Raw genomic sequence first — 18099 nt, 5'->3', positions numbered from 1 at the left:
GTTCCATGACGTCACGTCAGCAGGGCCGCCGGGCGGTGGTCACCGGCCTCGGCGTGGTGGCACCGAACGGGGTCGGGGCCGACGCCTTCTGGAAGGCCACCAGGCAGGGCGTGAGCGTCCTCGACCGGATATCCCGCGAGGGCTGCACCGGGCTTCCGCTCCGGATCGCGGGCCAGGTGAACGGGTTCGATCCGCAGTCGGCGATCGACAACCGCTTCCTGGTGCAGACCGACCGTTTCACGCACTACGCGATGGCCGCCGCCGACCTCGCGGTGGCGGACGCCGGGTTCCGGCCCGACCCGGAACAGCCCTTCGCGATCGGCGTGGTGACCGCGGCCGGCTCCGGCGGCGGCGAGTTCGGCCAGCGCGAACTCCAGCAACTCTGGGGCCAGGGGCCGAAGTTCGTCGGCCCGTACCAGTCCATCGCCTGGTTCTACGCGGCCAGCACCGGCCAGATCTCGATCCGCGGCGGCTACAAGGGCCCCTGCGGAGTGGTCGCCAGCGACGAGGCCGGCGGGCTGGACGCCCTCGCACACGCCGTCCGGGCGATCGAGCGCGGCACCGACGCGGTGGTGGCCGGCGCCGCCGAGGCCCCGCTGGCGCCGTACTCGATGGTCTGCCAGCTCGGCTACCCCGAACTCAGCCTGGCCGAGGAGGCCGAGCAGGCGTACCTGCCGTTCACCGCGCAGGCCTGCGGCTTCGCCCCCGCCGAGGGCGGCGCGATGCTGCTGCTGGAGGACGAGCAGGCGGCCCGCCTGCGCGGCGCCCGGGTCCGGGCGCTGCTGGCCGGGCACGGCGCCACCTTCACCGGCGCCTCCCGCTGGGCGGAGTCCCGGGAGGGGCTGGCGGCCGCCATCCGGATCGCGCTGGACGAGGCCCGCATCGCGCCCGAGGAGATCGACGTGGTCTTCGCGGACGCCCTGGGGGTGCCGGCCGCCGACCGGGCGGAAGCCCTGGCGCTGGCCGACGCCCTCGGCCCGGCCGCCGAGCGCGTCCCGGTCACCGCACCCAAGACCGGTACGGGGCGGGCCTATTGCGGCGCCCCGCTGCTCGACGTGACCGCCGCCGTGCTGGCCATGGAGGACGGCGTGCTGCCGCCCACCCCCAACGTCACCGAGGTCTGCCACGACCTCGCCCTGGTGACCGGCCGCGCCCGACCGGCCGAGCTGAACACCGCCCTGGTGCTCAGCCGCGGGCTGATGGGCTCCAACTCCGCACTGGTCGTCCGGCGCGTGCGGCCCTGAACCACCCACACCTTCGAAGGGACACCCCTGTGAGCAACACCCTCAGTTATCCGGAACTCGCCGAGCTGCTCAAGGCCCGGGCGGGCGTCGCCGTCGACCCGGGCGACCTGGCGCGGCCGGGCGCGGAGTTCGACACCTTCGGCGTCGACTCGCTCGGCCTGCTCGGCGTGGTCGGCGAGCTGGAGAACCGGCACGGCCTCAAGGTCACCTCGGGCGCCGAATCGGCCAAGACCCCGGCCGAGTTCCTGGAGCTGATCAACTCCTCCCTCGCCACGAAGGCTGGTGCCTGAGATGCCCGGACACACCGACAACGAGATCGTCATCGCCGCTCCGCTCGACCTGGTCTGGGAGATGACCAACGACCTGGAGAACTGGCCGCAGCTGTTCAGCGAGTACGCCTCGGTCGAGGTGCTGGACCGGCAGGGCAGCCTCGTCCGGTTCCGGCTCACCATGCACCCCGACGAGAACGGCCAGGTGTGGAGCTGGGTCTCCGAACGGGAGACCGACCGGGAGGCGCTCTCGGTGCGCGCCCGCCGGGTCGAACCCGGCCCGTTCGAGTTCATGGAGATCCGCTGGGAGTACGCCGAGGTGCCGGCCGGCACCAGGATGCGCTGGATCCAGGACTTCGCGATGAAGCCGACCGCCCCGGTCGACGACGCCGGCATGACCGGCCACATCAACCGGAACTCGAAGATCCAGATGCAGCTGATCCGGGAGAAGGTCGAGAAGCGGGCGGCGGAGCTGTGACCGGCGTCCACCGGGCGCTGATCGTCGCCCGGATGAAGCCCGAGGCCGCACCGGACATCGCCGAGGTGTTCGCCGAGTCCGACCAGGGCGAGCTGCCGCACCTGATCGGTGTCACCGGCCGCAGCCTCTTCCAGTTCGGCGACGTCTACCTGCACCTGATCGAGGCCGACCGCCCGCCGGGCCCGGCCGTCGCCAAGGTCGTCGGACACCCGGACTTCCGGACCGTCAGCGACCGCCTGACCGCCTACGTGCAGGCGTACGACCCGGCCACCTGGCGGGAACCGAAGGACGCGATGGCGCGGGAGTTCTACCGCTGGGACCGCTGACCCGGCGCCTCCCCGATGGGCCCGCCCCCGGCCGTGTGCCGGGGGCGGGCCCACGCGTGCCCAGCCGCAGCGCCCCGGATCGGCCTGGATCGGATCGGATCCGGCCGCCCCGGGTGCACCCGCCCGGATTCACCCGGATCGCCCGGCCGTACGGGTGAACACTCCCGGGACTCCACCCGAAGGGCGCACGCTGCGTACCGGCGCTGCCACACTCCGGTGGCAGTCGGCCGCACGGTGGATGACCGTGGATCAGGCGCATCCCCCGCGAGTCCCCTTGCCCGGCACCGTGTCGGCGGTCGCGGTCCTGCGCGCCGGAAGGATCATCCTCATGCGTTCTGCACGCACACTGCTCGCCGGGGCGGCCGTCGCCGCCATGATCACCGTCGGTACCCCCATGGCATTCGCCGACGGTGCCGCCGACCAGGGCAAGAACCTGACCTGGCAGGAGAAGCAGGACAAGTCCGAGAAGACCTCCGACAACTCCAAGGCCACCGACGACAGGAAGGGCGGTGCCGCCTCCGAGGAGCACAAGGGCGCCGACGAGCGCCAGGGCTCCGACGAGCACAAGGGCACCGAGGAACACAAGGGCTCCGACGAGCACAAGGGCTCCGAAGCCAAGGACGAGGACCACAAGACCCCGCACGGCGGCGTGCACACCGGCGGCGGCGGCCTCGCGCTGTCCGGCAGCGGGCTCGCCTCCGGCGCGGTGCTGCTGCTCGGCGGCCTCGGGGCGGGCGCGTACGCCCTGCGCCGCGGCCGCCGTACCACCGGCGCGGTCGCCTGACGCCGGGCACCCTGCTTCCGCCGCCTCCGGACGCCTCCCCGCACGGGGCGGGCGCACCGGGGGCGGCGGGCCGTCGTGGAACAGGTCGAGCGGAGGACAGGAATGACGGGCGGTCCCGCCTCTGGAACACCCCGGCTGCTGCGCGCGGGGATGGGCGCGGCAGCGGTCGGGCTGCTGCTGATCTACAACTCGGTGGACACCGGCGCGGACCCTGGCACGGAGGACGGCCGGCCCGCTCCCCCGGCGGCCGCCGCACCGGCCGTCCCCGGTCCCGCGGGCGCCGCGGACGCGGACGCGGCGCCGCAGACGCCGGCGCTCAAACGCGCCAAGCCGACCCGGCTGCGGATCCCGCAGATCGCCGTGGACGCGCCGTTCACCGAACTGGCCGTCAACCCGGCCGGCCAGCTCGACGCGCCGCCGCCGGACGACAAGAACCTGGTGGGCTGGTACCGGGACGGCGTCACCCCGGGGGAGCGCGGCAGCGCGGTCCTGGCCGGGCACGTGGACACCGCCAAGGGCCCGGCGGTGTTCCTGCTGCTGAGCTTCCTGCTGCCGGGCAACAAGGTCGAGGTGAGCCGCGCGGACGGGACGGTCGCGGTGTTCTCGGTCGACTCGGTGGAGACCTTCGCCAAGAACGCCTTCCCCGACGCCAAGGTGTACGGCAGGACCCCGGACGCCCAGCTCCGGCTGATCACCTGCGGCGGCACCTACGACAAGAAGCGGCGGGACTACCTCGACAACGTCGTGGTCTTCGCCCACCTGGAGTCCTCGCACCCGGGCTGACCCGCCCCGGTCCGGCCCGATCCGGCCCGATCCGGCCCGATCCGGCCCGGGCACGCGCGACCGCCGGCCCCCATCGCTCGGGGGCCGGCGGTCGCGCGTGCCGGTGGTCGTACCCTCGTACCGGCGTACGGGCGTACGGCGGCGGCTCAGCCGGTCACGAGGGCCTCGAAGGCGTGCAGGTAGGGGTTGACCGGGCGGACCGCGGTGACCGTCAGCCCGGCCTCCGCCATCAGCCCGACCATGCTCTCCTCGGAGTGCTTGGCACCGCCCACGTTGAGCATCAGCATCAGGTCCATCGCGGTGGTGAACCGCATCGAGGGGCTGTTGTCGACCAGGTTCTCCACCACCACGACGCGGGCGCCGGAGCCGGCCGCCTTGACCACGTTGGCGAGGGTGCGGCGGGTGCTGTCGTCGTCCCACTCCAGGATGTTCTTGATGATGTAGAGGTCGGCGCGGACCGGGATCTCCACCCGGCAGTCGCCCGGCACCAGGCGGGCCCGGGCGGAGAAGGCGCCGCCGTCCTGGAGCCGCGGGTCGGCGCCGGCCACTACCTTGGGCAGGTCCAGCAGGGTGCCGTGCAGCGCCGGGTGCTTCTCCAGCAGGCTGGCCAGCACGTGTCCCTGGCCGCCGCCGATGTCCGCCACCGAGTCGATGCCGGTGAGGTCCAGGTACTCGGCGAAGTCCTCGGCGGACTGCCGGCTGGAGGTGGTCATCGCCTTGTCGAAGACCTTCGCCGAGTCGCCCGCGTCGCTGTGCAGGTAGTCGAAGAACTCCTTGCCGAACAGCTCGGGGAAGACGTTGCGGCCGGAGCGCACGGCCTCGTCCAGCTTCGGCCAGGCCTCCCAGGTCCAGGGCTCGGTGCACCAGAGGGAGATGTAGCGCAGCGAGTTGGGGGCGTCCTCGCGCAGCAGCCGGGACATCTCGGTGTGCTCGAAGCGGTCGTCGCCGCTCGCCTCGAAGATGCCGTAGCAGGCGAGCGCGCGCAGCAGGCGGCGCAGTTGGCGGGGCTCGGTGTCGAGTGCGACGGCGAGGTCGGTGACGGTGGTCGGGGTGTCGCCGAGCACGTCGGCGACACCGAGCCGGGCGGCCGCGCGGACGGCGGCGGCGCAGGCGGCGCCGAAGACGAGTTCGCGCAGGCGCATCGCGGCCTGGTGGCTGGTATGGGCGGGTGCGGTGGTCATGGCGGGTTCCTCGGGTCCTTGGGGGTTCCTGGGGCGGCGGGCGGCGAGGGGCGACGGGCCGGCGGCGGGAGGCGGTCGGCCGCGGGCCGGCGGCGGGGGTGGGAGTGGGGAGCGACGGGCCGCCGGCCTGGGTGAGGGGGCGCCGGGGCTCAGCAGCGGCCGGCCGGCTCGGAGCGCTCGCAGGTGTTGCGGGCGAAGGTGTTGTCGGCGCCGGCGTCGCGGTCGGCGAGGTCGGCCGGACCGTTGCCGCTCAGTTCGTTGTCGGTGATCACGGCGCGGGCGTTGGAGACGCCGACGACGCTCCGGAAGAGGACGATGCCGCCGGAGAAGTCGGAGGTGCCCGTGTTGTCGCGGACCTCGTTCTCCGTCACCCGGGTGTCCTCGGTGCCGGTGAGCACGATGCCGGCGCCCTGGATGGCGCCCAGGCGCGGGTTGGCCGGGCAGAACTTGTTGTTGCCGACGACGGTGTTGCGCCGGACGTCGAGGTTCCCGGCGCGGGGCACGCCCTCGTCGCCGACCACGAAGACGCCGGCGCAGTTGCCGCTGATCCCGTTGTCCTGGACGGCCAGTCCGCGCAACCGGCGGACGGTGACGCCCACCCGGTTGCCGGTCAGCTCGTTGCGCTCGACGACGGTGCCGCCGGTGTCGGGCGAGCCGCCCTCGCGGTAGGCGTAGTTGGCGAGGAAGACGCCGGACTGGCCGTTGTCGGTCGAGCGGTTGCCGCGGATGACGGCCCGGGTGGACATCTCCTGGCTGATGCCCTGCTGGGCGTTGTCGTGGACGTAGGTGCCGCTGACGGTCAGACCGGTGGTGCCGCTGGCGTCGATGCCGTTCTTGCGGAAGCCGGTGACGGCGAGGCCGTGGACGGTGACGTCGGACAGCGGGTGCTCCTCGGTGCCGACCACGCAGATGCCGTGGCCGGCGGCGGCGCAGGCGTTCTCGGTGCCGTCCCCCGGGACGATCACGCTGTCCCGGCCGGCGCCGCGCAGGGTGATGCCGGGGGTGGTGATGCGGACGCTGCCCCGGTAGGTGCCGGGGAACAGCTGGACGGTGTCACCGGGCCGGGCGGCGTCGACCGCCCGCTGAATCGATTCTCCTGGCCGGACGTGGTGCAGCGGGAGGCCGCCGTCGGCGCGGGCCGCGGGGGCGGCGGCCAGGGCGGCGAGGACGGTGGTCAGGGCGGTGGCGGCGGCGGTGGCCGCGGCGAGGTGGTGGACCCGTCGCGTGGACATGAGTGGTGACCTGTTTCTTTCGGCGCGCGCGGTGTTTCGTGCGGGTGTCGTGGTCCCCCGCACGGGCCGGCGGTGTGGGCTGACGCGCTGTGCGCGGGCGGTGACGGCCGGTGGGTGCGGCCGTGTCGACGGTACGGGCGGCCGGATGGCCCCGCCACCAGGGCTGGGCTGCGGGACTGACGGGGCGTCGACCGGACGTGGGACGGCCCGGCGTGGCGCGGGGTGGTGGGGGTCGGGCGTGCCGTGCGGCAGGTGGGCGGCTGCGGCAGTCGTGGCGACGCGCCCGGCCACGGGGGCGGTCGGGCGCGTCGGGCGCGTCGGGCCCTTCGGCAGTGGGCGCTTCGGCAGCGGGCTCGGCGGCCCGGGTCAGCCCGCGGCCGGGGCCTGCGGCCCGAGGCGGACAGGCAGCGCGGCGAGGTGCCAGGCGGCCGGGTTCGGTCCGCGCTCGACGGCCTCCGGGCCGACCGCGAGAGCCAGCTGCGGGTACGTCCGCAGCAGCGTGTCGAAGGCGACGACGGCCTCCTGGTGCGCCAGCACCGAGCCCAGGCACCGGTGGGTGCCGTGGCCGAAGCCCAGGTGCGCCTCGTGCTGCCCCGCGCGGTCCGGCGCGCTCGCCCGGCGGACGTCCAGGCGCTCCGGCTCGGCGTAGGCCCGCGGGTCGTGGTTGGCCCCGGCGAGGATCGGCATCACCGCCTCGCCCTTGCGGATCGGGGTGCCGGCCAGGGTGAGGTCCTCCGTCGCGTAGCGCGGCACCCCGCCGATGGTCGGGCCGCACCAGCGCATCAGCTCGTCGACGGCGGCGGGCAGCAGGCCCGGGTCGGACCGGACCAGCGCCAGTTGTTCGGGGTGGGCGAGCAGCGCGGCCGTGCCGTTGCCGATCAGGGTGGCGGTGGTCTCGTGCCCGGCCACGATCAGGTTGAGGATCAGCGAGACGGTCTCCACCGGGGCGAGGGTGTCGCCCTCCGCGGCGGCCAGCCGGGAGAGCAGGTCATCGGCCGGCTCGGCCCGACGGCGCCCGACCAGGTCGCGGGCGGCGGTCACCATGGCGCGCAGCGCCTCGTCCAGACCGGGCCCGGCGCCCCGGCCGAGGTAGGAGCTCCAGTGGCGCCACTGGGGGCGGTCGGCCTCGGGGATCCCGAGCAGCTCGCAGATCACCGTGACGGGCAGCAGGTAGGCGAAGTGCGCCACCAGGTCGACCACGCCGTCCGGGCCGGCGTGCCGGGGCAGCGCCCGGGCGTACTCCTCGGCGAGCCGCTCGATCCGGGGCCGCAGGCGCTCCACCGCACCGGCCGTGAAGGCGGGGTGCACCAGCCCGCGCATCCGGCGGTGCCGGGCGCCGTCCGCGCCGAAGACCCCGGCGCGCAGGTACTTCGCGCACTCCGGCGGCATGCCGCGGGCGCGCCAGACCTGCTCGGTGCGGTGCGCGGGGACGGGGGCGGGGGCGGCGGGCGCGTCCGCCGGACCGGACGGGTCGGTGGCGGCGGCGGTGGCGGGCTCGTCGGCGGGCTCGTCGGCGACGGGGCCGTCGACGGCGTTCACGTCGTTGACGAAGCGCGGGTCGGACAGCACGGTGCGGACGTCCTGGTAGCGGACGGCGATCCAGAAGGGCTCCACGCCGGGGATGGTGGCGCGGGCGAGCGGGGCGCGCTCGCGCAGGTCGGCGAAGGCGGTGAAGGGGTCGCGGATCAGGTGGTCGGCGCGCAGGTCGACGGTCTCGACCGGTTCGGCGGTGCTCACGGCTGCCTCCTCAGGAGTCGCGAAGTCCATCTGGTCACGGATCGTGACGGAGGCGGGTGGGGTGGTCCCCGGGTTCCGGCCCGGATTCACTCGATCGAGCACAGCGAATCGTTTCTCCGGACCCCGGCCGACCCTCCCGGGCCACCCCGACCCGGTCACCCCGCTCCGCTCCGCCCGGCCCGGCCCGGCCCGCCCGACACCCCGGTCCGGACGCGTGGCATGCTCGGGGTCATGACCACCGTGCACGTACCGCCCGTCGCCGCTCTCCGCAACCCGATCGGTGCCCACGTCCCGGTGGCCGCGCGCGGACTCGCCGGCACCGGCCTGGCGTACGCGGCCCGGGTCGGCGCGGAGACGGTGCAGGTGTTCGTGGCCAACCCGCGCGGCTGGGCCACTCCCCCGGGCAACCCGGCCCAGGACGAGGAGTTCCGCACCGCCTGCGCCGAACAGGGCGTCCCGGCCTGGGTGCACGCGCCGTACCTGATCAACTTCGGCTCGGACAACCCGGCCACCCGCGAACGCTCCGCCGAGTCGCTGCGGCACTCGCTGCGCCGCGGCCACGCCATCGGCGCGCTCGGTGTCGTCCTGCACACCGGCTCGGCGGTCGGCACCGCGCCCGGCGGCGGTTCGCGCCGGGCCGAGGCGATGGCGCAGGTCCGGACGGACGTCCGGCCGCTGCTGGAGGAACTGGACGGGCTGGGCGACGACGCGCCCTGGCTGCTGCTGGAGCCGACGGCGGGCCAGGGCAGCTCGCTCTGCTCGCGGCTGGAGGAGCTGGCCGCGTACATGGCGGCGCTGGACCATCACCCGAAGGTGGGGGTCTGCCTGGACACCTGCCACGCCTTCGCCGCCGGGCACGACCTGGCGGAGCCGGGCGGGGTGACGGCCGCGCTGGACGCCCTGGCCGCCGCGGCCGGTCCGGGCCGGCTGCGGCTGATCCACGCCAACGACTCCGAGGACGTGGTCGGCGCCCGCAAGGACCGGCACGCCAACATCGGCGCCGGGATGATCGGCGCCGAGCCGTTCCGCGAGCTGTTCGAGCACCCGGAGACGGCCGGGGTGCCCCTGGTGGTGGAGACCCCGGACCGCAAGCACGGCGGGGACGGCACCGGGCACGCGATGGACATCGCGGTGCTGAAGGAACTGCGGGACCGGGCGGCGGTCCGCGGCCCCGGAACCCGTCCTACGGACCTGCGGGAGCCGGCCGCCGCGGGACGGCCGTGAGCCCGGAGGCCGACGGGCGGCCTCCGGGCTCGGGGGGCGGGGATCAGCAGCCGCAGTCGCTCTCGCTGTGCTCGGAGTAGTTGAACCAGGTGGCGTGCGGGCCGACCAGCCCGACGCCCGCGGAGCCGGACTCCAGGTGCTGTCCCTCCGACTGCGTCGGAGCGAAGCCCCCCGCCATGGCCGAGGTCGGGACCGCCACCACGGCACCGGCCACGGCGACGATCACGGCGAGCTTGCGGATCTTCCCACGAAGCGACATCTGATGTCCTTTGGTTCGTCTCTGGTCCTCAACCCGCGCCCCCGACCGGCCTGTTCGGCCGCCCGACGGGCCGGGCGGCGCCCCACCGGGGGCGCCGCGCCAACGTTGGCACACGAACACGCGGCTTCGGGCGCGCGCCGCAACCGGGCTGAGGCGTTCGGGTGAGGCAACTCCCCCGGCCGGGCGAATCCGGGCGTACGTCGAGGAATACGGGCGTACCCGCGTGAATCCGGTCGAACGGCCGGACGGAGGGGGCCGGACGAGTACCCGTCCGGCCGTCCCCCGGCCGCAAGTCTTGCGGCGATGGACCGGGCGAACTGAACAAATCCCGGCGATTTGGTGCAAGGTGCCGCCCGGTCCGAGCATGAACGGTCGCTCCATGACGCTCCACCGAGCGCGAGCGCCAGCAGGAGCAGCACCACGAAAGGCGCACCACCCTCATGCAGACCAGTCCCGCCGCACCCCGGCAGGCGACCCGACCGAGCGGCCCGGAGACCCCGGGACCGGTCGGCTCCCCGCAGGACGGCCCCGCGGCCCGGACCACCGGCCGCCGCTTCGGGCTGCTGACCGCCACCGCCCTGGTGATGGGCAACATCATCGGCGGCGGCATCTTCATGATCCCCGCCGCCGTGGCCCCGTTCGGGACGGTCAGCCTGGCCGCCTTCGGAGTGCTCACCGTGGGCGCGATCGCGCTGGCGCTGGTCTTCGGGCAGCTCGCCCGCCGCAACCCGCGCACCGGCGGGCCGTACGTCTACGCCCGCGAGGCCTTCGGGGACTTCGCCGGCTTCCTGTCCGCGTGGTCGTACTGGATCACCACCTGGGTCAGCAACGCCGCGCTCGCCGTGGCCGCCGTCGGGTACCTGGACGTGCTGCTGCCGCTCCACCACTCCATCCCGCTGGAGATCACCGCCGCGCTGGCCTTCCAGTGGCTGCCGGCCCTGGCCAACCTGGCCGGCACCCGCTACGTCGGGGCCGTCCAACTCGTCTCCACCGTGCTGAAGTTCATTCCGCTGCTGCTGGTCTCGGTGGGCGGCCTGTTCTTCTTCGACCCGAAGAACCTCGGGCCCTTCGACGCCACCGGCCACGGCTGGGCGGGCGGCATGACCGCCGCCGCGGCGATCCTGCTGTTCAGCTACCTGGGCGTGGAGTCGGCCGCGATGAGCGCCGGCAAGGTCCGCGACCCGGAGCGCAACGTCGGCCGGGCCAGCGTGCTCGGCACCATCGGCGCGGCGGTGGTCTACCTGCTCGGCACCATCGCGGTGTTCGGCACCGTGGCGCACCAGCAACTCGTCCACTCCGCCGCGCCGTTCTCGGACGCCGTGGACGCCATGTTCGGCGGCGGCTGGGGCGGCACGGCGATCGCCGTCGCCGCGCTGGTCTCGATGACCGGCGCCCTCAACGGCTGGACCCTGCTCTCCGCCCAGGCCCCGTACGCGGCCGCCAAGGACGGCCTGTTCCCGGCCGCCTTCGGCAAGGAGCGGCGCGGGGTGCCGACCTTCGGCGTGCTGGTCAGCGTGGCACTGGCCTCGGCGCTGACCGTGGTCAACTTCGCCAGCGGCGCGAAGGGCGCCTTCGACATGCTGGTGCTGGTCACCACCTTCACCGCCACCGTGCCGTACCTGCTCTCCACCGCCGCCCAGCTGTACTGGCTGGTGCGCGGGGCGGGCGAGAAGGTCGACCGCGGGCGACTGGTGCGCGACGCCGTCCTCGGCCTCGGCGCCTTCGCCTTCTCGCTCTGGCTGCTCGCCGGGGCCGGCTACGCCGCCGTCTACCAGGGCGTGCTGTTCCTGTTCGCGGGCATCCTGGTCTACGTCTGGATGGCGGGCCGCCGCCGCGACTGAATCCCCCCGGCGGCAGCCGGAAAACCGGACACACCAACCCGAACCCCCGTGACGTACGCCGGACTTGTCCGGTGCACGTCCGATGTGCACGAGGATTTCACTTCCCGGGTCTACCCGCGTAGGTGACCGGATCGCCACACTGGCGCACGCAATTCAGCAGTTCTTCCGATCTGATGATGGAGCGTCCGCCATGGCCCCCACCGCACCCGTGCGCCGGTTCCTGTCCTGCATACCGGCTGCCGCCGCCCTCGCCGCCGTGACCGTGCTCACGGCCGGCACCCCCGCCCAGGCCGCCCTGCCGACCCCGATCTCCGCGGCCACCGCCCGCAGCTACCTCGCCGCGATGCCCGCCACCGCGGAAACCCACGGGGACACCTACGACCGCACGCTGTTCCCGACCTGGATCACCATCAGCGGCACCTGCGACACCCGCGAGTGGGTCGTCAAGCGGGACGGCAGCAACGTCGCCACCGACACCTCCTGCAAGGCGACCAGCGGCAACTGGTCCTCGCCGTACGACGGCGCGACCACCACCAACGCCTCCTCCTTCGACGTCGACCACCTGGTGCCGCTCTCCGAGGCCTGGGCCTCCGGCGCCTGGGCCTGGACCACCGCGCAGCGCCAGGCCTTCGCCAACGACGTCACCCGCCCCCAGCTGCTGCTGGTCTCCGCCAGCAGCAACCGCTCCAAGGGCGACCGCGACCCGGCCGAGTGGCTCCCCCAGGCCTCCTACCGCTGCACCTACGCCCGCGCCTGGGTACAGGTGAAGCAGTACTACGGCCTGGGCGTGGACAGCGCCGAGAAGACCGCGCTCACCGGCATCCTCGACAACTGCTGACGCGAAACCCCTGCGGCCCGGCGCTCACCCCGCGCCGGGCCGCATTGCCGCGCACGGGCGCGGCGATGGCGCCGGTCGCGGCTGCGGTGGTGCCGGTCGCGGCTGCGGTGGTGCCGGGCCGCTCGGCACGGTCAGTCGGTCGAGTCGGCACGCTCAGTCGGTCGAGTCGGCCGGGAAGTCGACCGGATAGGCCTCGGCGAAATCGGCCGAGCGGGCCACCTCGCGCCACCTGGTGTCCTCCGCCAGGAGCCGCCGGTCCATGGCGATCGAGCCCTCGACGGCGTTGACCCCGAGCGGCAGGTGGTGGGGGATGTCGCGCCGCTTGGCCACCCGGACCAGGATCTCGGCGGCCCGGACCGGGTCGCCCGCGGCGCCGTCGCCCCCCTGCCGCAGCCGCCGGTTCACGGCACCGACCGTCTCGTCGTAGGCCTCCGGGACGTCGTGGACGACCATCGAGGAGCCGGCCCAGTCGGTGCGGAAGCCGCTGGGTTCGACCACCAGCACCCGCACGCCGAACGGCGCGGTCTCGGCGCGCAGCACCCGGCTGAACCCGTCGATGGCGAACTTCGCCGCCTGATACGAGGCGATGCCCGGGGATCCGCCGACCCGGCCGCCCATCGAGGAGAACTGCACGACCAGACCGCCCTTCTGCTCGCGCAGCAGCGGGAGCGCGGCCTTGGTGACGTGGTAGACGCCCCAGAAGTTGGTCTCGAACTGGGCGCGGAAGTCGGCGTCCTCGGTGGTCTCGATCGGCGAGACGTTGGCGTAGCCGGCGTTGTTCACCAGCACGTCGATCCGGCCGAAGGCGGCGTGCGCCTCGGCGAGGGCGGCCCGGGCGGCCGCCGGGTCGGTGACGTCCAGCGCGATCGGGCGGATCCGGTCGCCGAACTCCTCGACGAGGTCGGCGAGTTGCTCGGGCCGGCGGGCGGTCGCGGCCACCCGGTCGCCGGCTTCGAGCGCGGCGCGGACGAGGGCGCGGCCGAAGCCACGCGAGCTGCCGGTGATGAACCAGGTCTGTTCCGTGTTCTGCTCCATGCCATCTAGTAAAACACCGTTGCGTTATTAGCGCAACGGCGTTGCGGTATTACGGCAACGGCGTTGCCCTACCATGGGCGGGTGGATGCAGCATCGGAGTTCCAGCGCGCACGCTCGCCCGAGGCCAAACGCCGGCGCGAGGCCGCGATCCTGGCCGCGGCCCGCTCGCTCGGCCACGAGCAGGGCATCAGGGACGTCACCCTGACCGACATCGCCGCCGCGGTGGGAATGCACAAGTCGGCGCTGCTGCGGTACTTCGAGACCCGCGAGGAAATCTTCCTGCGGCTCACCGCCGAGGGCTGGGCGGAGTGGTCGGACGCGCTGACCGCGCGGCTGCGGGAGAGCACGGAGCCGGGCCCGGCCGCCGTGGCGCGGGCCTTCGCCACCACGCTCGCCGCCCGCGGGATGTTCTGCGACCTGCTCGCCCACGCCCCGCTCAACCTCGAACGCAACGTCTCGCTCGACGCGGTGCGCGACTTCAAGCTCGCCACGCTCGCCGCCCGCGAACCGATCGGCGCGGCCGTCCGCGAACAACTGCCCGCACTGGACGACCAGGACGTCACCGACCTGATCGCCACCGCCGTCTCCCTCGCCGGGGCCATGTGGCAGATCGCGAACCCGGGCACCGAGGTCGCCGCCCTCTACCGCACCGATCCCCGGCTGGCACACGCCGTCATCGAGGTCGAACCCCGGCTCGCCCGCATCCTGACCGCCACCGTCACCGGGCTGGCCTCCGGCCGGGCCGAGCCGATCGACTGAGCCGCCCGCCCGGACCGTCCGGCCCGCGCCAACTCCCGTTCCGGTGCACTCGGATGGATCATCTGACGTGCCGCACAAGGGATTTGACCCTAGGTTCCGGTGCCAGGGGGTCAACCGAGCGGAAGGCTGTTTCTGGCATGGCTGGCAAGTTCGAACTGTACGTGGACGAGGGCGGCATGCACCGGTTCCGGCTCAAGGCGAGCAACGGGACGATCGTGGTGACCGGCGACCCGCAGGAGAGCAAGGACGACTGCCTGAGGAGCATCGAGTCGATCCGCAAGCTCGCGCCGTACGCGGAGCTCAAGGAGACCGCCGGGTCCGTGTGACCGGACGCGAACCGCGCCGCGGGTCGGCGGTGCAAATCGCCGACCCGCGTTCTCCTCTACGACAGATCCCTTTGGCCGGGTGCACGCCGGACGCGGACAGAACACTGGCATGCGCGTCGCCATCGTCACCGAATCCTTCCCGCCCGAGGTCAACGGAGTCGCCCACAGCGTGCTGCGGACGGCCGAGCACCTGGTCCGCCGGGGCCACCGGCCCCTCGTCGTCACCCCCGCACCGGCACGGGGCACCGAGTGCCCGCCGGAGACCTTCGGCGGCACCCCGGCGGGCGAGATTCCCGTGGTGTGCATCCCGTCCGTCCCGCTGCCGGGATACCCCCAGGTGCGGATCGCCCTGCCCAGCCGGCAGCTGTCGGCCGCGATCGCCGGGCACCGGCCGGACATCGTCCACCTGGCCAGCCCCTTCGTGCTCGGCGCGCGCGGGATGCAGGTCGCGGCGCGGCTCGGGGTGCCCACCGTGGCCGTCTACCAGACCGACCTGGCCGGCTACGCCCACGCCTACCGGGCCGGGCGGGGGCTCGGTGAGGCCGCCGCCTGGCGGCGGATCCGGGCCGTGCACCGCGCGGCCGCCCGCACCCTGGCGCCCTCCACCCCCGCCGCCCAGGACCTGACCGCGCACGGGGTGCCGCGGGTGCAGCTGTGGCCGCGCGGGGTGGACTCGGTGCGGTTCCACCCCCGGCACCGGGACGAGGCGCTGCACCGGGCGCTCGCCCCCGGCGGGGAGGTGCTGGTCGGGTACGTCGGACGGCTGGCCCCGGAGAAGCGGGTCGACCTGCTGGCCGCGGCCTCGGCACTGCCCGGCGTACGGGTGGTGGTCGTCGGGGACGGCCCCTCGGCGCCCGGGCTGAAGGCCTCGATGCCGGGCGCGGTGTTCCTCGGCCGGCGCACCGGTGACGAACTGGCCCGCTGCTTCGCGACCCTGGACGTCTTCGTGCACACCGGCCCGCTGGAGACCTTCTGCCAGACCATCCAGGAGGCGATGGCCAGCGGCGTACCGGTGATCGGCCCGGCGGCGGGCGGACCGCTGGACCTCGTCGCCCACCACCGCACCGGCCTGCTGGTACCACCCCGGGACGGCACGGCGGTGGCCCGCGCGGTGGCCGAGCTCGCCGCCGACCCGGCGCGGCGGGCCGGGTACGGGCGGGCCGGCCGGGCCGAGGTGACCGCACGCACCTGGGAAGCGGTCGGGGACCTGCTGCTGCGGCACTATGCCGAGGTGCTGGCGGAACACCGCGGGCTGCCGCTGCCGGCCGCCGCCCCCGCGCCGGTCGAACCGGTGGCGCCCGTCCTGCCGGAGGAGCTGCCGGCATGACCCCCGTTCCCGACGACAGCGCACGGCCGACCGGCGGGGCTCGGCCGGCCCCCGGGGCTTCTCGGCCGGCCCCCGGGGCGCCTCGGCCGACCGCCGGGGCGCCGAGGGCCGACCACGCGCCCAGGCCCGGCGAGGCACTGACGATCGTCCGGCTGGCCAACTTCGTCACCCCGGTCTCCGGAGGTCTGCGCACCGCGCTGCGCCACCTCGGTGCCGGGTACCGGGGGGCCGGGCACCGTCCGGTGCTGATCGTCCCCGGGGAACGGCGCTCCGAGGAGGAGACCGAGCAGGGGGTGGTCGTCACCCTGCCCGGCCCGGTGCTGCCGGCCGCCGGCGGCTACCGGCTGCTCACCGACCGGCGGGCGGTGGCCGCCGAACTGACCAGGTTCTCCCCCGACCGGCTGGAGGTGTCCGACCGCACCACGCTGCGCTGGACCGGCGCCTGGGCACGGCGGCACGGGGTGCGGTCGGTGATGGTCTCGCACGAGAGCGCGGCCGGGGTGCTGCGCACCTGGGGCCTGCCCGGCCCGCTGGCGGGCACGGCGGCCGACCGGCTCAACGCGGCCACCGCCCGCGCCTACGACGCGGTGCTCTGCACCACCGACTGGGCCGCCGCGGAGTTCCGGCGGATCGGCGCCCCGAACCTGGTCCGGGCCCCGCTGGGGGTGGACCTGGAGGCGATGCGACCGCTGCCGCCGGCCGCCCGCGCCGCCGAGCGGGCCCGCTACGCCGCTCCGGACGAGACGCTGCTGGTGCTCTGCTCGCGGCTCTCGGCGGAGAAGCGGCCCGAGCGGGCGATCGAGGCCCTGGCCGAGCTGCGCGCGCGGCGGCACCCCGCGGTGCTGGTGGTCGCCGGGACCGGCCCGCTGCGGGAACGGCTGGCGGCCCGGGCCGCACGGCTGCGACTGCCCGTACGCTTCCTCGGGCACCTGGGCGGGCGTGCCGAGCTGGCCCGGCTGCTGGGCTGCGCGGACGTGGTGCTCGCGCCCGGGCCGGTGGAGACCTTCGGCCTGGCCGCGATGGAGGCCCTGGCCTGCGGAACCCCGGTGGCGGTCAGCCGCTCCTCCGCGCTGCCCGGCCTGATCGGGCTCGCCGGAGCGACAGCCGTCGACACGGGCAGCGGATTCGCCTCCGCGGTACGGCAGTTGCTGGGGCGGCCGGAGGACCTGCGGCGGGCCGCCGCCCGGGCGCAGGCCGAGCGGTACGGCTGGCCGGCGGCGGTGGCGGCGTTCCTGGCGGCGCACGGCGCGCACCACGACGAGGCGGTGGACGGGGGGCGGGACGAGCATGCTGGAAGCCGGGCGTGACCGGGCGGCGCGGGAGCGCCCCGCGACGGGCGAACCACTGCGCTTCGTCGCACTCGGGGACTCGCTGACGGAAGGGGTCGGGGACCGGGTCGGCGAGGGCTGGCGCGGCTGGGCCGCCGTCCTGGCCGACGCGCTGGCACCCGAGGGGCGGGCCGCGGAGTTCACCAACCTGGCGTACAGCGGGGCGCTCACCACGGAACTGACGATCCGTCAACTTCCGCAGGCGCTGGCGCTGCGGCCGCAGCTGGCGGCCGTGGTGGTCGGCGGCAACGACACCCTGCGCACCGGCTTCGACATCCGGCGCGCCACGCTGGAACTCGACGCCACGATGGGGGAACTGTCCGGCCACGGTGCCAGGCTGTTGACCGCCTGCCTGCCCGACCCGGGCAGCCTGCTCCGGCTCCCGGCGCCGCTCGCCCGGCCGCTGGCGCGCCGGATGCGGGCGGTCAACACCGTGGTGCACGCCCTCACCGAGCGCCACCGGGCGATCCACCTGCACATCACCGAACTGCCGTGGCTGGCCGAGCGCCGGCTGCTGAGCGTGGACCGCCTGCACCCCAGTGCCGAGGGCCACCACCTGATCGCCCTGCGGTTCCACAACCTGCTCGCCGAGGCCGGCCACCCCCTCGGCCCACCCCCGGCCGCCGCCTCTGCCGCGGCCCCGCCTGGCCCGGCCGCCGACCTCTGGTGGATGGCCACCCGGGGCACCCGCTGGCTCGCCGCCCGCAGCACCGACCTGCTGCCGGGCCTGCTCGCCCTGGCCGCCGCCGAGGGCGTCGCCCGCCTGCGCGGCGGCAGCGGACGGTACGACGAACAGATGGCGCGCGCGGCGGCACAGGCGCTGGCCTCCCTGGGGTGAGGGGCTCGCGCCCACCCCGGAACGACGGCTGTTCGAGGAGGAGTTCACCGGCGCCGGACGGTGGAGCCGCGCGTGGCCTGGGGAGGAGCGCGCGACACCGCGCGGAATCGTCGGGAGCAACCCCTGCCGGGCGTCCGGCGGACACCCGGAGGAGCCGCACCACCTGGGTCCGGACGGGAGCCGGCTCCGCGACGTCGACGGGCCTCGGGTGCCGATGACCACGCCGGACGGCCCCGGAGTACCGCCGTGGGCCGACTCGGACCGAACGCCGCGAACGGCCGGACCGGGCG

At 74.8% G+C, this 18099-nt stretch carries 19 protein-coding genes; 14 read left to right on the top strand and 5 right to left on the bottom strand.

Annotated features, from left to right (window positions below):
• The first annotated feature begins 5 nt into the window (after positions 1-5).
• The 6 genes from ACFVUY_RS07275 (at position 6) to ACFVUY_RS07250 (ending at position 3884) form a co-directional block, all read left to right on the top strand.
• Complete coding sequence (locus ACFVUY_RS07275) at positions 6-1244, top strand: beta-ketoacyl synthase N-terminal-like domain-containing protein (protein WP_387727988.1); 1239 nt, start codon at positions 6-8, stop codon at positions 1242-1244.
• 29 nt (positions 1245-1273) lie between these two features.
• A complete protein-coding gene (locus tag ACFVUY_RS07270; RefSeq protein WP_359912333.1) occupies positions 1274-1534 on the top strand; it encodes an acyl carrier protein in 261 nt (86 codons plus the stop codon).
• 1 nt (position 1535) lies between these two features.
• Positions 1536-1991, top strand: coding sequence for an SRPBCC family protein (locus tag ACFVUY_RS07265; RefSeq protein ID WP_387688081.1), 456 nt, complete (start codon positions 1536-1538; stop codon positions 1989-1991).
• Entirely contained in the window at positions 1988-2317 is a 330-nt protein-coding gene (locus ACFVUY_RS07260; RefSeq protein WP_359912339.1) for a TcmI family type II polyketide cyclase, read from the top strand. The genes ACFVUY_RS07265 and ACFVUY_RS07260 overlap by 4 nt, the downstream gene beginning before the upstream one ends.
• A 328-nt stretch (positions 2318-2645) precedes the next feature.
• Entirely contained in the window at positions 2646-3101 is a 456-nt protein-coding gene (locus tag ACFVUY_RS07255; RefSeq protein WP_387727986.1) for a hypothetical protein, read from the top strand.
• Between the two features lie 102 nt (positions 3102-3203).
• Positions 3204-3884 (top strand): class F sortase, encoded by a 681-nt coding sequence (locus ACFVUY_RS07250; RefSeq protein ID WP_387727984.1) that lies wholly within the window; start codon positions 3204-3206, stop codon positions 3882-3884.
• Positions 3885-4030: 146 nt separating this feature from the next.
• On the opposite strand, the gene ACFVUY_RS07245 is transcribed toward ACFVUY_RS07250, so the two are convergent.
• The 3 genes from ACFVUY_RS07245 to ACFVUY_RS07235 all read right to left on the bottom strand — a co-directional run bounded on the left by ACFVUY_RS07245 (position 4031) and on the right by ACFVUY_RS07235 (position 8034).
• Entirely contained in the window at positions 4031-5065 is a 1035-nt protein-coding gene (locus ACFVUY_RS07245) for a methyltransferase (RefSeq protein WP_387688087.1), read from the bottom strand.
• A gap of 149 nt (positions 5066-5214) precedes the next feature.
• Entirely contained in the window at positions 5215-6297 is a 1083-nt protein-coding gene (locus tag ACFVUY_RS07240; protein ID WP_387727982.1) for a nitrous oxide reductase family maturation protein NosD, read from the bottom strand.
• A gap of 366 nt (positions 6298-6663) precedes the next feature.
• Positions 6664-8034, bottom strand: coding sequence for a cytochrome P450 (locus tag ACFVUY_RS07235; protein WP_387727980.1), 1371 nt, complete (start codon positions 8032-8034; stop codon positions 6664-6666).
• Between the two features lie 231 nt (positions 8035-8265).
• Here ACFVUY_RS07235 and ACFVUY_RS07230 point away from each other — a divergent pair, with 231 nt between their 5' ends.
• A complete protein-coding gene (locus ACFVUY_RS07230) occupies positions 8266-9258 on the top strand; it encodes a deoxyribonuclease IV (RefSeq protein WP_380545737.1) in 993 nt (330 codons plus the stop codon).
• A gap of 43 nt (positions 9259-9301) precedes the next feature.
• On the opposite strand, the gene ACFVUY_RS07225 is transcribed toward ACFVUY_RS07230, so the two are convergent.
• Positions 9302-9517, bottom strand: a complete 216-nt coding sequence (locus tag ACFVUY_RS07225; RefSeq protein ID WP_359912359.1) for a hypothetical protein — start codon at positions 9515-9517, stop codon at positions 9302-9304.
• A 440-nt stretch (positions 9518-9957) separates the two neighbouring features.
• Here ACFVUY_RS07225 and ACFVUY_RS07220 point away from each other — a divergent pair, with 440 nt between their 5' ends.
• Both ACFVUY_RS07220 and ACFVUY_RS07215 read left to right on the top strand, forming a co-directional pair.
• A complete protein-coding gene (locus ACFVUY_RS07220) occupies positions 9958-11358 on the top strand; it encodes an amino acid permease (RefSeq protein ID WP_387688094.1) in 1401 nt (466 codons plus the stop codon).
• 190 nt (positions 11359-11548) lie between these two features.
• Positions 11549-12196, top strand: coding sequence for an HNH endonuclease family protein (locus ACFVUY_RS07215; protein WP_387727978.1), 648 nt, complete (start codon positions 11549-11551; stop codon positions 12194-12196).
• Positions 12197-12349: 153 nt separating this feature from the next.
• Here ACFVUY_RS07215 and ACFVUY_RS07210 read toward each other — a convergent pair whose 3' ends face one another.
• Positions 12350-13231 (bottom strand): SDR family NAD(P)-dependent oxidoreductase, encoded by an 882-nt coding sequence (locus ACFVUY_RS07210; protein ID WP_387727976.1) that lies wholly within the window; start codon positions 13229-13231, stop codon positions 12350-12352.
• Positions 13232-13312: 81 nt separating this feature from the next.
• Between ACFVUY_RS07210 and ACFVUY_RS07205 the strand changes: the two genes are divergently transcribed.
• The 5 genes from ACFVUY_RS07205 to ACFVUY_RS07185 all read left to right on the top strand — a co-directional run bounded on the left by ACFVUY_RS07205 (position 13313) and on the right by ACFVUY_RS07185 (position 17809).
• The gene (locus ACFVUY_RS07205; protein WP_387727974.1) at positions 13313-13990 is read left to right on the top strand and encodes a TetR family transcriptional regulator; all 678 of its coding nucleotides are present in this window, start codon (positions 13313-13315) and stop codon (positions 13988-13990) included.
• Positions 13991-14127: 137 nt separating this feature from the next.
• Positions 14128-14316: a YegP family protein gene (locus ACFVUY_RS07200; RefSeq protein ID WP_387688102.1), complete on the top strand. Its 189-nt coding sequence runs from the start codon at positions 14128-14130 to the stop codon at positions 14314-14316.
• A gap of 109 nt (positions 14317-14425) precedes the next feature.
• Entirely contained in the window at positions 14426-15643 is a 1218-nt protein-coding gene (locus ACFVUY_RS07195) for a glycosyltransferase family 4 protein (RefSeq protein WP_387727972.1), read from the top strand.
• The gene (locus tag ACFVUY_RS07190) at positions 15640-16950 is read left to right on the top strand and encodes a glycosyltransferase (protein WP_387727970.1); all 1311 of its coding nucleotides are present in this window, start codon (positions 15640-15642) and stop codon (positions 16948-16950) included. The genes ACFVUY_RS07195 and ACFVUY_RS07190 overlap by 4 nt, the downstream gene beginning before the upstream one ends.
• Positions 16931-17809, top strand: coding sequence for an SGNH/GDSL hydrolase family protein (locus ACFVUY_RS07185; protein WP_387727968.1), 879 nt, complete (start codon positions 16931-16933; stop codon positions 17807-17809). Before ACFVUY_RS07190 ends, ACFVUY_RS07185 begins: the two co-directional genes overlap by 20 nt.
• Positions 17810-18099: the final 290 nt, after the last annotated feature.

Origin of the sequence: Kitasatospora sp. NPDC058063 (genome assembly GCF_042885395.1) — a bacterium.
In the GTDB taxonomy this organism is placed as follows: domain Bacteria; phylum Actinomycetota; class Actinomycetes; order Streptomycetales; family Streptomycetaceae; genus Kitasatospora; species Kitasatospora lactacystinica.
The sequence above is the reverse complement of the archived record's forward strand: the minus strand, read 5'-3'. Positions and strand labels throughout refer to the sequence as shown.

Coding starts and splice junctions, on each gene's coding strand:
- ACFVUY_RS07275 (WP_387727988.1), top strand. CDS start 6: ATGACGTCACGTCAGCAGGGCCGCCGGGCGGTGGTCACCGGCCTCGGC.
- ACFVUY_RS07265 (WP_387688081.1), top strand. CDS start 1,536: ATGCCCGGACACACCGACAACGAGATCGTCATCGCCGCTCCGCTCGAC.
- ACFVUY_RS07255 (WP_387727986.1), top strand. CDS start 2,646: ATGCGTTCTGCACGCACACTGCTCGCCGGGGCGGCCGTCGCCGCCATG.
- ACFVUY_RS07250 (WP_387727984.1), top strand. CDS start 3,204: ATGACGGGCGGTCCCGCCTCTGGAACACCCCGGCTGCTGCGCGCGGGG.
- ACFVUY_RS07245 (WP_387688087.1), bottom strand. CDS start 5,065: ATGACCACCGCACCCGCCCATACCAGCCACCAGGCCGCGATGCGCCTG.
- ACFVUY_RS07240 (WP_387727982.1), bottom strand. CDS start 6,297: ATGTCCACGCGACGGGTCCACCACCTCGCCGCGGCCACCGCCGCCGCC.
- ACFVUY_RS07230 (WP_380545737.1), top strand. CDS start 8,266: ATGACCACCGTGCACGTACCGCCCGTCGCCGCTCTCCGCAACCCGATC.
- ACFVUY_RS07225 (WP_359912359.1), bottom strand. CDS start 9,517: ATGTCGCTTCGTGGGAAGATCCGCAAGCTCGCCGTGATCGTCGCCGTG.
- ACFVUY_RS07220 (WP_387688094.1), top strand. CDS start 9,958: ATGCAGACCAGTCCCGCCGCACCCCGGCAGGCGACCCGACCGAGCGGC.
- ACFVUY_RS07215 (WP_387727978.1), top strand. CDS start 11,549: ATGGCCCCCACCGCACCCGTGCGCCGGTTCCTGTCCTGCATACCGGCT.
- ACFVUY_RS07210 (WP_387727976.1), bottom strand. CDS start 13,231: ATGGAGCAGAACACGGAACAGACCTGGTTCATCACCGGCAGCTCGCGT.
- ACFVUY_RS07200 (WP_387688102.1), top strand. CDS start 14,128: ATGGCTGGCAAGTTCGAACTGTACGTGGACGAGGGCGGCATGCACCGG.
- ACFVUY_RS07195 (WP_387727972.1), top strand. CDS start 14,426: ATGCGCGTCGCCATCGTCACCGAATCCTTCCCGCCCGAGGTCAACGGA.
- ACFVUY_RS07190 (WP_387727970.1), top strand. CDS start 15,640: ATGACCCCCGTTCCCGACGACAGCGCACGGCCGACCGGCGGGGCTCGG.
- ACFVUY_RS07185 (WP_387727968.1), top strand. CDS start 16,931: ATGCTGGAAGCCGGGCGTGACCGGGCGGCGCGGGAGCGCCCCGCGACG.